Origin of the sequence: Ruegeria sp. HKCCA5463, from assembly GCF_013034175.1 — a bacterium.
In the GTDB taxonomy this organism is placed as follows: Bacteria; Pseudomonadota; Alphaproteobacteria; order Rhodobacterales; family Rhodobacteraceae; genus Ruegeria.
In genome coordinates this window covers 114,071-129,417 of sequence record NZ_WQFL01000004.1, presented here as the reverse complement: position 1 = coordinate 129,417, position 15,347 = coordinate 114,071, and the positions used below count along the sequence as shown (strand labels likewise).

Genomic DNA, 15,347 nt, shown 5'->3' with positions numbered 1-15,347 from the left:
TTGTCGTCTCCTGATCAGGCACTAGCCAGTTGAACGGGGGTGTCGGTTTCGCCGTCGTTTTCAAGGAAGAACCGGCGCAGCAGGTTTTGGGCGGTCAGCATCCGATAGTCCGACGATGCGCGCCAATCTGTAAGAGGCGCGAAATCCTCGGCCAGCGCTTCAGCGGCGGCTTCGAAACTTTCGCGTGCCCAGGGTTGGCCGTTCAGCGCCGCCTCGGCTGTCGATGCGCGTTTAGGCGTGGCGGCCATGCCCCCGAATGCAATGCGCACATCGCTGATGATCCCGTCTGTGACGCTCATGTGCAGTCCGGCGGCCACGGAAGAAATATCCTCGTCTCGGCGCTTGGAAATCTTGTAAGCCGCGTCCAGATCATCGGGTCGGGGCAGGGGCACGCGGATGCTTTCGACAAATTCGTCTGGCAGACGGTCCTGCTTGCCATAGTCGATGAAGAAGTCAGCCAGAGGCAGGGTTCGGCGTTCGGAACCGCGCCGCAGAGTGATTTCCGCGCCGAGCGCGATGAGAACCGGCGGCGTGTCCCCGATGGGTGAGCCGTTGGCGATATTCCCACCTACGGTTCCCATATTCCGCACCTGCCACCCTGCGATGCGATCCCAGTAGGAGGACAGGTGTGGCAGGTGTTCAGACAGAAGGTCCTGGCAATCGGTGTAGCTGGCGCCGGCACCGATCAGGAGGAGAGACCCCTGTCTTTCGACTGTTTTCAGGTCTTCGAGATGACCGGTGAAGATGGCGGGGCCAATGTCGCGCAGGAACTTGGTCACCCAAAGGCCCACATCGGTGGCTCCGGCCACGATCGTGGCGTTTGGATAAGCTTGCAGGCATTCGGCAAGATCATCGACGCTGGATGGCAGAATGCTCAGGTTGTTTTCGGGTCCGGAGACCACGCGCCGCCCGTCCTTCAGGGCCGCCAGACGCGCGGTCATGGTTTCGCGTTCGGTGTTCAGATGATCAGATGCCGGGGTGCCGTAGCGGCTGACGGCAATGGCCGCTCGGATGATCGGCTCATACCCGGTGCAGCGGCACAGGTTGCCCTGCAATGCGGTTTCAACCTGCACTTCGGTCGGTTCCGGAGTGTGCATCCAAAGCGCATAGAGGGCCATGACGAAGCCCGGCGTACAGAACCCGCATTGGCTGCCATGGTGATCGACCATCGCCTGTTGAACGGGATGCAGGCGACCATCGGGGCCGGACAGGTGTTCAACCGTGACCACATGGCAGCCATCGACGGAGGCAAGAAACCGGATACAGGCATTGACCGGAGCATAGGTCAGACCAGCGTCACCAAGCCGCCCGACAAGAACGGTGCAAGCACCGCAGTCGCCTTCGGCGCAGCCTTCCTTGGTACCTGTCAGCCGGCGGTCCAGCCGCAGGAAATCCAGAAGCGTCTGGTCTGCCGAAACATTTGCGACGGACACGTCCCGGCCATTCAGGACAAATCGGATGTCGGTGCGATGCGTCATGGAATTCTCCCTCTGCCCCTGCCTTCCGGAGGGTGGTCAGTGGAACCATAGGAGCAAAGATTGAGGTGGAAAATCGCTGCAAACGGCAAATACTTTCAACAGATCGTTGAAAAAGATGGGGCCATGGCGCATTCTTTCGCTGCTGGGAGGATCCAATGTCTTACATCGAAAGTCTGCGTGTTTTTGTCCGAGTGATGGAGCTGGGCAGCATCACCTCTGGCGGGCGTGATCTTCGGTTGACCCCGGCGGTGGCCAGCAAACGGTTGAAAGAGCTTGAAAACCATCTGGGTGTGCGGCTGTTCAACCGAACCACCCGGTCGATGACACCAACCGAAGTGGGGACGGTTTTCTACGATGAAGCCAAGGCGGTCCTGCTGGCGCTTGATCACGCCGAAGCGCGTGTCGCCAGCTTTTCCGACGCGCCTCGGGGGGCGATCCGCATCACCGCGCCTTTGGGTGTCGGGCGCAGAATCGTTGCGCCTCTGGTGCCGGAATTTTCTGACCGCTACCCGGAAACAGAGATTCGCATGCGTCTGTCCGATCGCAAGGTGGACATTCTGGCCGACGGTCTGGATATCGCCTTTTTCATTGGTGAACCCGGCGATTCAACCATGAAACTGCGGAAGTTCGCGGATTGTGATCGTGTTCTGTGCGCTTCGCCCGATTACCTGTCGCGGTTTGGGACGCCCAAAACACCGGATGATTTGTTGCACATGCCCCATAACTGCCTGTTGCTGCGTTATCCAAGGTCTCCGGAATACTATTGGACTCTTCGCACTGACATGGGGCCGCGAAAGCTTGAAGTTGGCGGCAAATACGACGCGGATGATGGTGATGTGCTGACGGACTGGGCTTTGGCCGGTCGTGGGATCGTCAACAAGCCGCGCTTTGACGTGCGGGAGTTTCTCGAGGATGGGCGGCTGGTCGAGGTCCTGCCCGAGACGCCCCCCTTGCCAACGATTTTCGGGTGCCTTTATCCGCACAAAAAGCTGCAAGATCCCAAGGTGCGCCTGTTCGTCGAACATATCGCACAGCACAGCAAACGCTTTTTCGCGTAAAGAAAACCAGGCATCACGGCCCGGTTCGCTGTCATCGTTTTGCGCGAAGGCGACTATTGGTTTCTGACTTCACGCACCCATGCGATGATGGTTTGGCGTGCCTCTTCATCCATTTGCACTGCCGTTGGCGGCGGCATTGCGTGGCTGATCCCGGCTTGCAGATAGATCTGGTCAGCATGTCGGGCGACATCGCCGGGTGTCTCAAGGTAAACTTTCTTCGGGGCCCATTTCATGGTGCCGTACACCGGCTCGCGGGCGTGGCACATCGAGCAATTGCCCAAGACCGTGTCATAGGCATCTTCGAAGCCTGCGGCGGACGCATATTTCTGCTCGTATGGCGTCAGCTCGCGCGCTTCGGCGTCTTCCCATGTCTCGGTGTTTCTCACCGAAGAAAGCCAGGCGATCACGACCATTAGCAGAACCGTCACACCCCAGGTCCAGTGCGGGCCTTTCCCAGTTGCGTGCATCGTGTTGAAATAGTGACGGATGGTGACGCCCGTCAGAAAGATCAGACTGGCGATGATCCAGGAATACTCGGTGCCGAAAGCAAGCGGATAATGGTTCGACAACATCAGGAACACGACCGGCAAAGTCAGGTAGTTGTTATGCGTGGATCGTACCTTGGCGATCTTGCCGTATTTGGCATCAGGCGTCCGACCGGCCTTGAGGTCTTCGACCACGATCCGCTGGTTAGGCATGATCTGAAAGAACACGTTGGCCGTCATGATCGTCGCAGTGAAGGCGCCAAGATGCAAAAGCGCGGCACGACCGGTGAAGATCTGGTTGTAACCCCAGGACATGATCATCAGGATCACGAACAACAGCAGCATCAGAACGGTCGGGTGATCGCTCAGCTTGGATTTGCACATCTGATCGTAGAGCAACCAACCAATGGTCAGCGATCCGCCGGAAATCAGAATCCCCTGCCACAGCGCCAGGTCCACTTTGGTCGGATCAAGCAGGAACAGCTCGCCACCAACCCAGTATATGATCATGAGCAACGCCGCACCTGACAGCCAGGTCGTGTAACTCTGCCATTTGTGCCAGGTCAGGTGCTCAGGCATGCGTGAGGGCGCAACCAGGTATTTGACGGTGTGGTAGAAGCCGCCGCCATGTACTTCCCATTCTTCGCCGTAGGCCCCGTCCGGCAGGGCTGGGTTCGGCTTTAGCATGAGGTCCAGCGCGATAAAGTAGAATGACGCCCCAATCCACGCCATCGCGGTGATCACATGCAACCAGCGGACGGAAAAGGCGATCCACTCCCACATTACGGCCAAGTCATACATGGCTTTGCTCCTAAGATTCTTTGCTTCCGGTTACTCTATGCGAGTGTGTTTTGTTCTGGTATTGCTGGTAAAGACCAAGCAGTATCAAAAAATGCAAAAAAATGTCCTACCTTGATAACATCAGAACCTTTGTCCGGGTCTATGAATTGGGCAGCATGTCCGCCGCGGGCCGTGATCTGAGGGTTTCGCCAGCCGTCACGTCGGCGCGTATATCGCAATTGGAAGAGCATCTTGGCGTGCGTTTGTTCCAACGCACGACACGCAGCCTGACCCCCACCGAGCAGGGAAAATCTTTCTATCGTGGCGCGGCAGAGATCCTAGAAGCAGTCGAAAGTGCCGAAGCCCAGATCGTCAATCTTACCGAAAACCTGAAAGGGTCACTCTATGTCGCGGCGCCTTTGGGGGTCGGGCGTCGGTTGATTGCGCCGCAGGTCCCGAAGTTTCTTGCCGAGTACCCCGAGGTGAACGTCCGGCTAAGGCTTACCGACCGAAAGGTTGATCTGACAACCGAAGGTCTGGACCTGGCATTTTTTCTTGGTCAGCCAGAGGACAGCAACCTGCGTATTCGCAAGATCGCGGATGTCGAAAGAGTGCTTTGTGCATCCCCGAAATACATCAAAAAGCGCGGGATGCCCGAAAGCGGGGACGCGTTGATCGCAGATGAGCACGAATGTCTCAATTTGCGGTTCCCGGGCGCGACCGAGTTTCAATGGCTTTTGAGGACCGATACGGGGCCCAAACGGTTCCGGGTTTCCGGGCGCTACGAGTCAGACGATGGCGATGTGCTGACAGACTGGGCGCTTGGCGGACATGGTATCGCGTTGAAGCCGATTTTTGAGATCGCTCAACATCTCAAGGCCGGGACACTGGTTCCGGTGGCGGAAAAGACGCCGCCAGAACCGATTCAGATGGCATGTCTGTTTACGCACCGCCGTATGCAGGACCCAAAAACGCGGCTTTTCATGGAATTCATAATCGAACGCATCGGGTCGTCGATTGCGGCGGCAAATACGGCCCGGTAGGTCGCTCAGCTGCCGCGATAGGTCGAGTACCCGAAGGGCGAAAGCAGCAGAGGCACGTGGTAATGCGAATGTTCGGACATTCCAAACCGGATCGGGATGACGTTCAGAAAGCGCGGGTTTTCAGGTGGTGTGCCGCAGGCATCAAGGTAATCCCCGGCATGGAAGACAAGTTCGTAGTCACCTGTTGAAAACTCTGCTTCGGGCAGAATTTGTTCGTCGGTCCTGCCGTCGTCATTGGTGACCAGAGTTTTCAGCAACTGGCGGTCTGCACCTTCAATGCGGAACAGTTCGATTTTCAATCCTTCGGCGGGGCACCCCCGGGCCGTATCCAGAACATGTGTTGTAAGGTAACCGGTCATTTGCGCTACTCCTCAAGTTATACAGTTACTAGTCTGATTTCGCATCCAGGAGCAAAGGCAGTCTGTGGGAAGCTGCTTTCTGCATTTTTTGAAAAACATCTTTGATTATCTGGGGTATTGATCAATTCAAGAAGAAGGAAACCGATGTGAAGCCTTATCCACGAGACATGACCGGTTACGGTGGGCAAGTTCCCAAAGCAAACTGGCCGAACGACGCCAAAATCGCCATTCAGATCGTGCTGAATTACGAAGAGGGCGGTGAAAACAACGTTCTGCACGGCGATGCCGCATCCGAAGCGTTTCTGTCCGAGATCACCGGAGCCGCCCCTTGGCCGGGGCAACGGCATTGGAACATGGAATCGATCTATGAATACGGCAGCCGCGCGGGGTTCTGGCGCGTGCATCGCCTTTTGCAGGATCTGCCTGTTACCGTCTACGGTGTTGCAACTGCTTTGGCGCGTGCACCTGCACAGGTTGCGGCGATGAAGCATGCCGGTTGGGAGATCGCCAGCCACGGTTTGAAGTGGATTGAACACAAGGACATGGGCGCAGAAGAAGAACGTTCCCAGATCCGCGAAGCAATCCGCCTGCACACAGAGGTTACAGGTCAGCCGCCCCGTGGTTGGTATACCGGCCGCTGTTCGATGAATACGGTCGAACTGGCCGCCAAGGAAGGCGACTTTGCCTATATCGCCGACAGCTACGCCGACGATCTGCCATATTGGATCAAGGCAGGGGGCAAGGATCAACTGATCATGCCCTATACACTGGACTGCAACGATATGCGCTTTGCAATCCAGGCTGGGTTCACCAATGGGGAACAATTCGAAAGCTATCTGAAAGACAGTTTTGACATGCTCTATGCCGAGGGTGAGGCGGGCGCGCCCAAGATGCTCTCGATTGGGTTGCACTGCCGTCTGATCGGTCGCCCGGGTCGCGCCATGGCGCTGAAACGCGCACTTGATTATTTCAGAAACCACGACGGTGTCTGGTTCGCAACGCGCGAGCAGATTGCCGACCACTGGGCCAGGGAACACCCACCGGTGCAACGGCTGACCCCGTCCGAAATGGATCGACCAACCTTCGTGTTGGAATTCGGCGGCGTGTTCGAGCATAGCCCGTGGATTGCCGAAGGTGCGTATGAACTGGAACTGGGCCCGACGCATGACAATGCCGCTGGTGTCCACAACGCGCTGGCGCGTGTGTTCCGTTCCGCCTCGCCCGAGCAGCGCCTTGGCGTTCTGACAGCCCACCCGGACCTGGCGGGCAAGCTGGCCGCCGCCGGCCGCCTGACCAAGGAAAGCACCGCGGAACAGGCCGGTGCGGGTCTGGACATGCTGACCGATGAAGAACGCGCAACGTTCACGGCGTTGAACGAAGCCTACACGACCAAGTTCGGCTTTCCTTTCATCATTGCCGTCAAAGACAACACCAAGGCCAGCATTCTGGAAGCCTTTCGCCGTCGCATCGACAATGACCGCGACAGCGAATTTGCCGAAGCCTGCCATCAGGTCGAGCGCATTGCCGAATTGCGCCTGATCGAGAAGTTCGCGCAATGACGGCTGCCTTGAAACTCCGCCCCTTGACGTCAGAGGCATTTGCACCTTTCGGCGATGTCATCGAGGCGGCTGGCCAGGCGGACAAGCTTATTAATCAGGGTAGATGCGCCCGCTATCACGACCGGGCCGTGTTGGATTTCCACGATGGGCGCGCGGGTATCAGCGTGTTTCAGTCCGAAGCCTTCAGCCTGCCGATCAAGTTGGAAATGGTTGAACGCCATCCGGATGGCAGCCAAGCCTTTTTGCCTTTGTCGGACAAGCCATTTGTCGTGGTTGTGGCCCCGGATGAAAACGGAACACCCGGGCGGCCCATCGCCTTCAAAACAGCGCCCGGACAGGGAGTGAATTATCATCGCAATACCTGGCATGGCGTTCTGACCCCGCTTCATGCGCCCGGACTTTTTGCGGTGGTCGACCGAATTGGAGCCGGGCCCAACCTCGAAGAGCATTGGTTCGAGGAGGCGATTGAAATCACAGAATGAGGCGCGTTGCCGGAAGAGGAGCCGGCTGCGAACCTCAAGGGAGGAAAGACCAAATGTCAGATGCATCCATCGGATCGCCGGAACAACTCCGCGATCCGAATTATACTCCGCCGCTGTTGAAGGCGGTGCCGCTTGGAATTCAGCATGTGCTGGCGATGTTCGTGTCCAACGTCACGCCAGCCATTATCGTTTGCGGCGCGGCCGGTTTCGGCTTTGGCTCGAACAGCCCCGATTTTCCGCAGATGATCTACATGATCCAGATGTCGATGTTCTTCGCGGGCGTCGCCACGTTGTTTCAATCTGTTGGCATAGGCCCGGTCGGTGCCCGGCTGCCCATCGTGCAGGGGACTTCGTTTGCCTTCATCCCGATCATGATCCCGCTGGTGGTTGGAAAGGGCGTCGACGCCATTGCCGTTCTGATGGGCGGTATCGTTGTTGGTGGATTGTTCCACGCATTCCTCGGGTTGTTCATTGGACGTATTCGCTTTGCTCTTCCGCCGCTGGTTACGGGCCTTGTGGTGACCATGATCGGCCTGGCACTTGTCAAAGTCGGCATCCAATATGCCGCCGGCGGTGTGCCCGCCATAGGTACCGAGGAATATGGCTCGGGTCTGAACTGGTTCATGGCCGGAACCGTAATCGTGGTCACGCTTGGCCTGAAATTCTTTGCCCGGGGCATGTTGTCGGTGTCGGCGGTTCTGATCGGACTGCTGGTCGGATATGCCGTGGCCTTCCTACTTGGCCAAGTGAATCTGGGCAACGTCGGCAACGCGGCATCCTTTGCTCTGCCGAACCCCTTGCATTTTGGTCTTGAATTCTCGGTCGCGGCCATCATCGGTTTCTGTGCAATGTCTTTTGTTTCCGCCGTTGAAACCGTTGGGGACGTATCCGGTATCACCAAAGGGGGCGCTGGCCGAGAAGCCACCGACAAGGAAATACAGGGCGCGACCTATGCAGATGGTCTTGGTACTGCGATCTCTGGCCTGTTTGGGGCGCTGCCCAACACGTCGTTCAGCCAGAATGTCGGGTTGATTGCCATGACCGGAGTCATGAGCCGCATGGTCGTGACCATCGGCGCGCTTTTCCTGATCGTTTGTGGGCTTATCCCCAAAATCGGGGCGATAATCTCGTCCATTCCGATTGAGGTTCTTGGCGGCGGTGTGATCGTGATGTTTGGCATGGTTGTTGCCGCAGGGGTCTCGATGCTGTCGGACGTGAACTGGAACCGGCGCAACATGGTGATTTTTGCAATCGCCCTGAGCCTTGGACTGGGTTTGCAACTGGAACCCAACGCGTTGCAATACTTGCCCGGCACATTGAAGGTTCTGGCGACATCAGGAATCCTGCCCGCCGCCGTCATCGCCATTGTATTGAATCTGGTGCTTCCCGAAGAACTTTCCGACGAAGCGACGGAAGAGGTCTCGGGCGGCATGGCCGGACATGGTCTTGGGTCCATCGAGCAAGACGACCACGTCTGATGCGTTCGGCCTGATACACTGATCTTCCTGGAAAAAACATGAAGCGGCGCGCCTTGGCGCGCCGCGTTTCATTTTTTGGTCACCATTTAATGGAGATCTGCTGTCAAAAGCTCTCTGCCCAAAAGGACCGCCGAGACAATGCCCAAGAAGGTGTCGCCGTCTGGCTTCAGAAATCGACCTCGATCGCGACCCCTTTCCGAACGGCGAGGTCAACCACGGACGCAGCGACCGCAAGATCTTGAAGGCCAACCCCCGTGCCATCGAACAGCGTGATCTGATTGTCCGATATCCGGCCCGGATCGGTGCCGTTGATGACCGCGCCAAGCTGCGCCACATCGCTTTCTTGGATCAGGCCTTCGGCCACCGCGTGCTGCGCTTCACCGATGCTGACGGATTGCGCGACTTCGTCCGTGAACACGCTTGCCCTGGCCAGAAGGGCGGCTTCGACTTCCTGTTTTCCTTTAGTGTCCGTGCCCATGCAGGCGATATGAGTTCCGGGGCTGACATGGTTCGCCATCAGCGAGGGCGCAAAGGCCGAAGTGATCGAAATGATCACATCCGCCTCAGTCATTTCGTCAAGCTCGACCGCCTGGAACGGAACGCCGGCTTCATTGGCGACCTTCTCGATATTCGGCAGCATTTCAGGGTGGTAGTTCCAGCCAATGACCTTTTCAAAGGCGCGCTGCTCCAGTGCCGCGCGAAGCTGAAAGGCTGCCTGGTGGCCAGCGCCTATCATGCCTATGACCTTGGCGTCCCTGCGTGCGAGATGCTTGATCGATACCGATGATGCTGCCGCCGTTCGAAGGGCCGTGAGAAGGTTGCCGCCGACCATCGCAGATGGCTTGCCCGTGTCGGGGTCGAAAAGAAAAACGGTGGACTGGTGGTTGATCAGCCCGCGTTTTTCCAGATTGTTCGGCCAATAGCCGCCCGCCTTCAGTCCCAGCGTCAGGCCGGCGCGGTCAAACCCCCCTTTGAAGCCGTATAGTGCATCTTCGTGCCCGATGGCTTCACGCACGACAGGGAAGTTGTAGGCGTCGCCGGACGCCATTGCGGCAAAGACCTGTTCGACCGCGTCAAAAGCCGCTTGTCGGGTCATAAGGTCAGCGATCTCACGCTCGGGTACGATCAGCATTTCATTCTCCAATCAAACATTCGTGCGCCCGCGTGCCACTGCCGGAAGGAGAGCATACACGCGGGCGGCTGTCTGGCTGCTTCCGAGCCAGCCCTCCCAAACAGAGCAAGTTCGAATCAATAAGCGCGTCCGCGGGCGGATACGGGCCAGACGGTCTCGACCTTGCCGTTGCGAACGCCGACATACCAATCATGTACATTTGCGGTTGGGTCGCAGTGCCCCGGAACCAGCCTGAGCTTGTCGTTGACCTTCAGCACACCGTTCGGGTCCATCACGACGCCGTGTTCGTCCGAACATTTGATGTACTCGACATCATCTCGGCCGAAGATAACGGGCAGACCGCTGTCCACCGATTGCGCCTTGAGGCCCGCATCGACGATCGCCTTGTCCGCCTTAGCGTGGCTCATGACGCTGGTCAGGATGAAGAATGCGTTTTCCCACTCGCCTTGATCGATCCGGTTGCCGTCCTTGTCCAGGATCCGGCCATAATCGGCGTCCATGAAGGCGTAGGACCCGCATTGCAGTTCGTTGTACACGCCCGAGTTTGATTCGAAGTAATATGAGCCGGTGCCGCCGCCCGAGACCAATTCGCATTCGATGCCTTCGGCTTTGAGGCCTTCAACCGCGTCTTTTACCATCGAAATTGCGGTGTCGAGCTTTTCCTTGCGCGCCTCATAGCTGTCGAGGTGCTGCATTGCGCCCTGATAGGCCTGAATGCCGGTGAATTTCAGGTTCTCGGCTGCTTCGACCGCTTTGGCGATTTCGATCACGTCGGATGTTGTCGTCACACCGCACCGGCCAGCGCCGCAGTCGATTTCGACGAAGACCTCCAACTGTGTTCCGTGATCCACCGCTGCGCCTGAAAGATCCGCGACATTGTCCAGATCATCGACACAGACGATGATGCGGCTGCCCAACTTTGGCAAGCTGGCAAGACGGTCGATCTTGGCGGGGTCGCGAACCTGGTTCGAGACCAGAACGTCCTTGATACCACCGCGCACGAACACTTCGGCCTCTGAAACTTTCTGGCAGCAGACGCCAACGGCGCCTCCGATCTTCTCCTGCAACTTGGCCACGTCTACCGATTTGTGCATTTTTCCATGCACGCGGTGGCGCATGCCGTGCGCCTTGGCATAGTCGCCCATCTTCTTGATGTTGCGCTCAAGCGCATCGAGATCCAGCACCAAGCTAGGGGTCTGGATATCTGCTTCATCCATTCCGGGCTTGGCCGGAATGTCAAAGCCTACTTCGAATTCGTCGAGATTGGTCATATCTTTCATTTCCGTATTCCTATGTCGGGATTGATGTCACGCGTTCAGCCAGGGCAGCCTGTCCAGATCGACATTGCCCCCGGTTATGATCAGACCGACACGCTTGCCTTTGAATGCGTCCGGGTTCTTCAGGATCGTGGCCAGCGGAACGGCCGAAGATGGTTCCATCACGATCCGAAGGTGTTTCCACGTCAGCTTCATCGCATCGATGATCTCTTGCTCTGAGGCCGTGTAGATTTCAGAGACATGGTTCGACACGAAATGCCAGGTCAGCTCTTTCAGTGGAACCAGCAGCCCGTCGGCAATCGTCTTGGGTGCGTCATCCGCGATGATGTGGCCGGCTTTGAAGCTGCGATAGGCATCGTCGGCCTGTTCCGGTTCCGCCGCGATGATCGCGGTTTCCGGGGCGAGCGTCGACAGTGTCAGACAGGTGCCGGACACCATGCCGCCGCCGCCGATAGGTGCTACAACCGCATCCAGACCGTCGGTCTGCTCGATGAGCTCGCGCGAACAGGTGCCTTGCCCGGCAATCACCCGCGGATCGTTGTAGGGGTGCACGAAGTCCCCGCCCGTGGCGGCCTGAACCTCGGCAAAGGTTGCTTCGCGCGACGAGGTGGAGGGCTCACATTCCGTGATCTTCCCACCATAGCGCCGCACCGTGTCTTTCTTGGTCTGTGGCGCAGTGCGTGGCATGACGACGTTGCACGGTATGCCCCGCTTCATTGCCGCATAGGACAGGCACGAGGCGTGGTTGCCCGAAGAATGGGTTGCAACGCCTTTCTTGGCCTGATCGTCATCAAGGCCAAACACGGCGTTTGCAGCGCCGCGAACCTTGAAGGCGCCCGGTTCCTGAAAGTTTTCACATTTGAAGAACAGCTGTGCACCGCTCAGCTCGTTCAGAAAGTCCGAAGTACGTACCGGTGTGCGGCGGATGAAGGGTTCAATCCGATCATGTGCCGCCAGCATGTCCTCGTAGGTCGGGATGTACATGTTGCAGTCCTTCATCACGCGGCGTCCTTTTGAATGGCGCCCGAATGACCGCGATAGTATTCCTGCGCGGCCGCCACGCCCGAGCCCAACTGGATGTTCAGGCCCAAGTCGACCATGCACATTTCAGCAGTGGCAATCCCGGACAGGGCCATGACATCCGTCAGGCTTCCCAGATGCCCGATGCGGAATACCTTGCCCGCGACCTCGCCAAGGCCGACACCGAAGGCAACGCCATATTTTTCTGCCGCGTGCGTGACAATATCGGTGGCGTTGAAACCGTTTGGCGTACGGATCGCGCTGACGGTGTCAGAGTATACCGATGGGTCCGCCGCGCACAGGTCCAGCCCCCAGGCGCCCACGGCGGCACGTACGCCTTCGGCAATACGGTGATGCCGGGCAAAGACGTTTTCCAAACCTTCACCCAGCAGCATGTCACAGGCCTGATTGAGGCCATTCATCAAGCCAACCGCAGGTGTGTAGGGGTATGCGCTGTTGGTATAGCCTTTCGCCATGTCGTGCACGTCAAAGAAGGTGCGGGGCAGGGTCCCTGTGCTGGTCGCGTCCATTGCCCGCTGGCTGAACCCGACGATGGCAAGGCCCGCAGGCAACATGAACCCTTTCTGCGAACCCGTGACGGCCACATCAACGCCCCATTCGTCAAAACGGAAATCCATGGATCCGATCGATGAAACACCATCGACGAACAGCATTGCGGGGTGCCCGGCAGCATTCAGAGCCTTGCGTACAGCGGCAATATCCGATTTCACACCGGTCGCCGTTTCGTTGTGCGTGGCAAGAACAGCCTTGATTTCGTGGCTTGTGTCGGCGGTCAGGATCTCTTCGTAACGATCGGCTGGCAGACCTTCGCCCCAAGGGGTTTCGACGATCTCGACGTTCAGACCGTGGCGCTGGCACATATCGATCCAGCGATGGCTGAACATGCCGTTGCGTGCCGCCAGAACCTTGTCACCGGCCGACAGGGTGTTGGTCAGCGCGGTCTCCCAGCCTCCTGTTCCGGTCGACGGGAAGATGAAGACTTCGGCGCTGTTGCTTTTCAGTACTTTCTGAACACCCGCGCGCGCTGGATGTAGGATTTGCCCGAACAGTGGCGAGCGGTGATCGATCGTGGGCATGTCGCAAGCCTTGCGAAGGCTTTCGGGGATATTGGTCGGGCCCGGAATGAAAACGGGATTTTGAAAGCTCATGGGTGGTCTCCTTCCGTTGTTGACCACACAATAAGTTCTAGCCGTTCTGCCCGATATATTTTTGAAAAAGACTTTCGAAACACCACGTTTTGAATTTAATTTATAATTGTCAGTGTGTTATATTTTTCATATCATGAATTAGTCTTTCACGAATGATCAAAGGGTTTTTATGGATTCTCAAGACAATACTCGCGAAGTCCGCAGAAAAGCCCGTGGAAGACCACGGGGATGGGACGACAAGACAGCGCAAAACACGATCAAATCTCTGGACCGTGCGATGGAAGTTTTTGAGTATTTGAGTGAAGCGCAGGGCAAGGCGTTAACTGCGCTGTCCGACGAAATGGGCCAGTCGCCCGCCACAGTTTATCGAATTCTCGTTACGCTTGAGGGCAGGGGACTTGTCGAGTTCGATCATGACGAGCAGGTCTGGCACATCGGTCCTCGTGCGTTCGTAATCGGCTCGCGCTTTCTGCGTCGCACCAGCCTTGTGGACCGGGCCCGACCCGTGATGCGAAAGCTGATGGAGGCCACCGGCGAGACCGCAAACCTTGGGGTCGAAAAAGAAGGAATGGTGTTGTTCCTGAGCCAGGTGGAAACCCATGCCAGCATCCGGGCGTTTTTCCCTCCGGGCACGCTGTCTCCGATGCACGCATCGGGCATCGGGAAAGCTTTGTTGGCATATATGGATGAAGATCGGCTGGACCGGCTGTTGGCCAAGACGGAACTGCGGGCCTTCACGGACCGGTCGATTACCAGCCCGGCCGCGCTGAAAGAAGATCTTGCCATGGTCAGGGCACAGGGCTTCTCGATAGACAACGAAGAAAAAAATATGGGTATGCGATGTATCGCTGCGCCGGTCTTCGACATCAACCGAGAGGCTGTAGCCGGGATTTCGGTATCCGGACCGACAAGCCGCGTCAGCGAAGCCGAAATCGCACGCCTAAGCCGCCCCGTCATCGAGGCGGCGCGTCAGTTAACTCTGGCCATCGGCGGGACTATTTCTGCGCCGCTGTCCTGAGACGCCGGTGCTGCGGATAAGCCGCTGGCCCCGGCCGCAATGCCATATGACGGTTCACGTCTTTGTACAGCAGGTAACGGAACTTACCCGGCCCGCCTGCATAGCAGGCCTGCGGGCAGAACGCGCGCAACCACATGTAATCGCCGGCCTCGACCTCTACCCAATCATTGTTCAGCCTGTAGACGGCCTTTCCCTCAAGAACATACAGACCATGTTCCATCACATGTGTTTCAAGGAAAGGAATGACGGCGCCGGGCTCGAAAGTCACCACGGTCACGTGCATATCGTGCCGCAGGTCACTTGGATCGACAAAGCGCGTCGTGGCCCATTTGCCGTCGGTTCCGGGCATCGGCGTCGGCGTGATCTCATTTTCGTTGAGAACCAGAACGTCCGGGCGGTCAAGCCCTTCCACCGCTTCATAAGCCTTTCGAATCCAATGGAAGCGCAGGGTCTCACCGCCTCGGTTTCGTAAGGTCCAGTTGCATTCAGCGGGCAGGTAGGCATAGCCGCCGGGCGTCAGCTCATGGGTCGCGCCGTCGGCCGTCAAGGTCGCTGTACCTTCGACCACGAACAAAACGCCTTCGGCTTCGGGATCGGTCTCGGGCCGGTCAGAGCCACCGCCGGGCTGAACCTCCATGATGTATTGCGAAAAGGTTTCAGCAAAGCCGCTGAGCGGGCGTGATATCACCCATAAGCGGGTGTCGTCCCAAAACGGCAGAAAACTGGTCACGATATCCCGCATCGTTCCCTTTGGGATCACTGCATAAGCGTCAGTAAATACGGCGCGGTCAGTCAGCAATTGCTCCTGACCAGGATGCCCACCGTGTGGAGAATAATACTTGGCGGTCATGCATGCTCCTGAAAAATGTCATATGCCTGAAATATGCGCCGAAGGATCGGGGCGGACCACCCGCAAAAAGTTGACAGCTCTATTCGTGAAGATTTGAAAAATCAGAATTCGGCCGCCAACAAACGCATGCAGCATTGGCATCGCGCGCGCTGCGCAGCC

The 15,347-nt window shown here is 57.6% G+C and carries 14 protein-coding genes; 6 read left to right on the top strand and 8 right to left on the bottom strand.

The genetic code is table 11. The features are described from left to right. Positions 1-14: 14 nt before the first annotated feature. On the bottom strand, positions 15-1,478 hold the full coding sequence (gene xdhA, locus GOW09_RS10575) for a xanthine dehydrogenase small subunit (RefSeq protein ID WP_171118076.1): 1,464 nt from the start codon (positions 1,476-1,478) through the stop codon (positions 15-17). 155 nt (positions 1,479-1,633) lie between these two features. Between xdhA and GOW09_RS10570 the strand changes: the two genes are divergently transcribed. Beyond that, on the top strand, positions 1,634-2,536 hold the full coding sequence (locus tag GOW09_RS10570) for a LysR family transcriptional regulator (protein ID WP_152460540.1): 903 nt from the start codon (positions 1,634-1,636) through the stop codon (positions 2,534-2,536). A gap of 53 nt (positions 2,537-2,589) precedes the next feature. Here GOW09_RS10570 and GOW09_RS10565 read toward each other — a convergent pair whose 3' ends face one another. Further along, a complete protein-coding gene (locus GOW09_RS10565) occupies positions 2,590-3,822 on the bottom strand; it encodes a urate hydroxylase PuuD (RefSeq protein ID WP_171118075.1) in 1,233 nt (410 codons plus the stop codon). Positions 3,823-3,923: 101 nt separating this feature from the next. On the opposite strand from GOW09_RS10565, the gene GOW09_RS10560 reads away from it, so the two are divergent. After that, on the top strand, positions 3,924-4,844 hold the full coding sequence (locus GOW09_RS10560; RefSeq protein ID WP_152460538.1) for a LysR family transcriptional regulator: 921 nt from the start codon (positions 3,924-3,926) through the stop codon (positions 4,842-4,844). Positions 4,845-4,849: 5 nt separating this feature from the next. Here the strand turns inward: GOW09_RS10560 and uraH are convergent, their stop codons facing one another. Next, on the bottom strand, positions 4,850-5,203 hold the full coding sequence (gene uraH / locus GOW09_RS10555; protein ID WP_171118073.1) for a hydroxyisourate hydrolase: 354 nt from the start codon (positions 5,201-5,203) through the stop codon (positions 4,850-4,852). A gap of 146 nt (positions 5,204-5,349) precedes the next feature. On the opposite strand from uraH, the gene puuE reads away from it, so the two are divergent. Genes puuE through GOW09_RS10540 form a run of 3 tightly spaced genes read left to right on the top strand, consistent with a single transcriptional unit; the run spans position 5,350 to position 8,722 of the window. Then, positions 5,350-6,762: an allantoinase PuuE gene (gene puuE, locus GOW09_RS10550; RefSeq protein WP_371808046.1), complete on the top strand. Its 1,413-nt coding sequence runs from the start codon at positions 5,350-5,352 to the stop codon at positions 6,760-6,762. Next, positions 6,759-7,244: an ureidoglycolate lyase gene (locus GOW09_RS10545; protein WP_171118071.1), complete on the top strand. Its 486-nt coding sequence runs from the start codon at positions 6,759-6,761 to the stop codon at positions 7,242-7,244. Before puuE ends, GOW09_RS10545 begins: the two co-directional genes overlap by 4 nt. Positions 7,245-7,297: 53 nt before the next feature. Beyond that, on the top strand, positions 7,298-8,722 hold the full coding sequence (locus GOW09_RS10540; protein ID WP_171118069.1) for a uracil-xanthine permease family protein: 1,425 nt from the start codon (positions 7,298-7,300) through the stop codon (positions 8,720-8,722). Between the two features lie 166 nt (positions 8,723-8,888). On the opposite strand, the gene bhcD is transcribed toward GOW09_RS10540, so the two are convergent. The 4 genes from bhcD to bhcA all read right to left on the bottom strand — a co-directional run bounded on the left by bhcD (position 8,889) and on the right by bhcA (position 13,320). Further along, on the bottom strand, positions 8,889-9,854 hold the full coding sequence (gene bhcD / locus GOW09_RS10535; RefSeq protein WP_171118067.1) for an iminosuccinate reductase BhcD: 966 nt from the start codon (positions 9,852-9,854) through the stop codon (positions 8,889-8,891). A 116-nt stretch (positions 9,855-9,970) separates the two neighbouring features. Further along, positions 9,971-11,134: a 3-hydroxy-D-aspartate aldolase BhcC gene (bhcC, locus tag GOW09_RS10530; protein WP_152460532.1), complete on the bottom strand. Its 1,164-nt coding sequence runs from the start codon at positions 11,132-11,134 to the stop codon at positions 9,971-9,973. A gap of 27 nt (positions 11,135-11,161) precedes the next feature. Then, the gene (gene bhcB, locus GOW09_RS10525) at positions 11,162-12,130 is read right to left on the bottom strand and encodes a beta-hydroxyaspartate dehydratase BhcB (protein ID WP_171118065.1); all 969 of its coding nucleotides are present in this window, start codon (positions 12,128-12,130) and stop codon (positions 11,162-11,164) included. Next, the gene (bhcA, locus tag GOW09_RS10520; protein WP_171118062.1) at positions 12,130-13,320 is read right to left on the bottom strand and encodes an L-aspartate--glyoxylate aminotransferase BhcA; all 1,191 of its coding nucleotides are present in this window, start codon (positions 13,318-13,320) and stop codon (positions 12,130-12,132) included. The genes bhcB and bhcA overlap by 1 nt, the downstream gene beginning before the upstream one ends. Positions 13,321-13,489: 169 nt before the next feature. On the opposite strand from bhcA, the gene bhcR reads away from it, so the two are divergent. Next, on the top strand, positions 13,490-14,338 hold the full coding sequence (bhcR, locus tag GOW09_RS10515) for an HTH-type transcriptional regulator BhcR (RefSeq protein ID WP_171118060.1): 849 nt from the start codon (positions 13,490-13,492) through the stop codon (positions 14,336-14,338). On the opposite strand, the gene GOW09_RS10510 is transcribed toward bhcR, so the two are convergent. After that, the gene (locus GOW09_RS10510; protein WP_171118058.1) at positions 14,316-15,188 is read right to left on the bottom strand and encodes a bifunctional allantoicase/(S)-ureidoglycine aminohydrolase; all 873 of its coding nucleotides are present in this window, start codon (positions 15,186-15,188) and stop codon (positions 14,316-14,318) included. The two genes, bhcR and GOW09_RS10510, sit on opposite strands and share 23 nt — an antisense overlap. Positions 15,189-15,347: the final 159 nt, after the last annotated feature.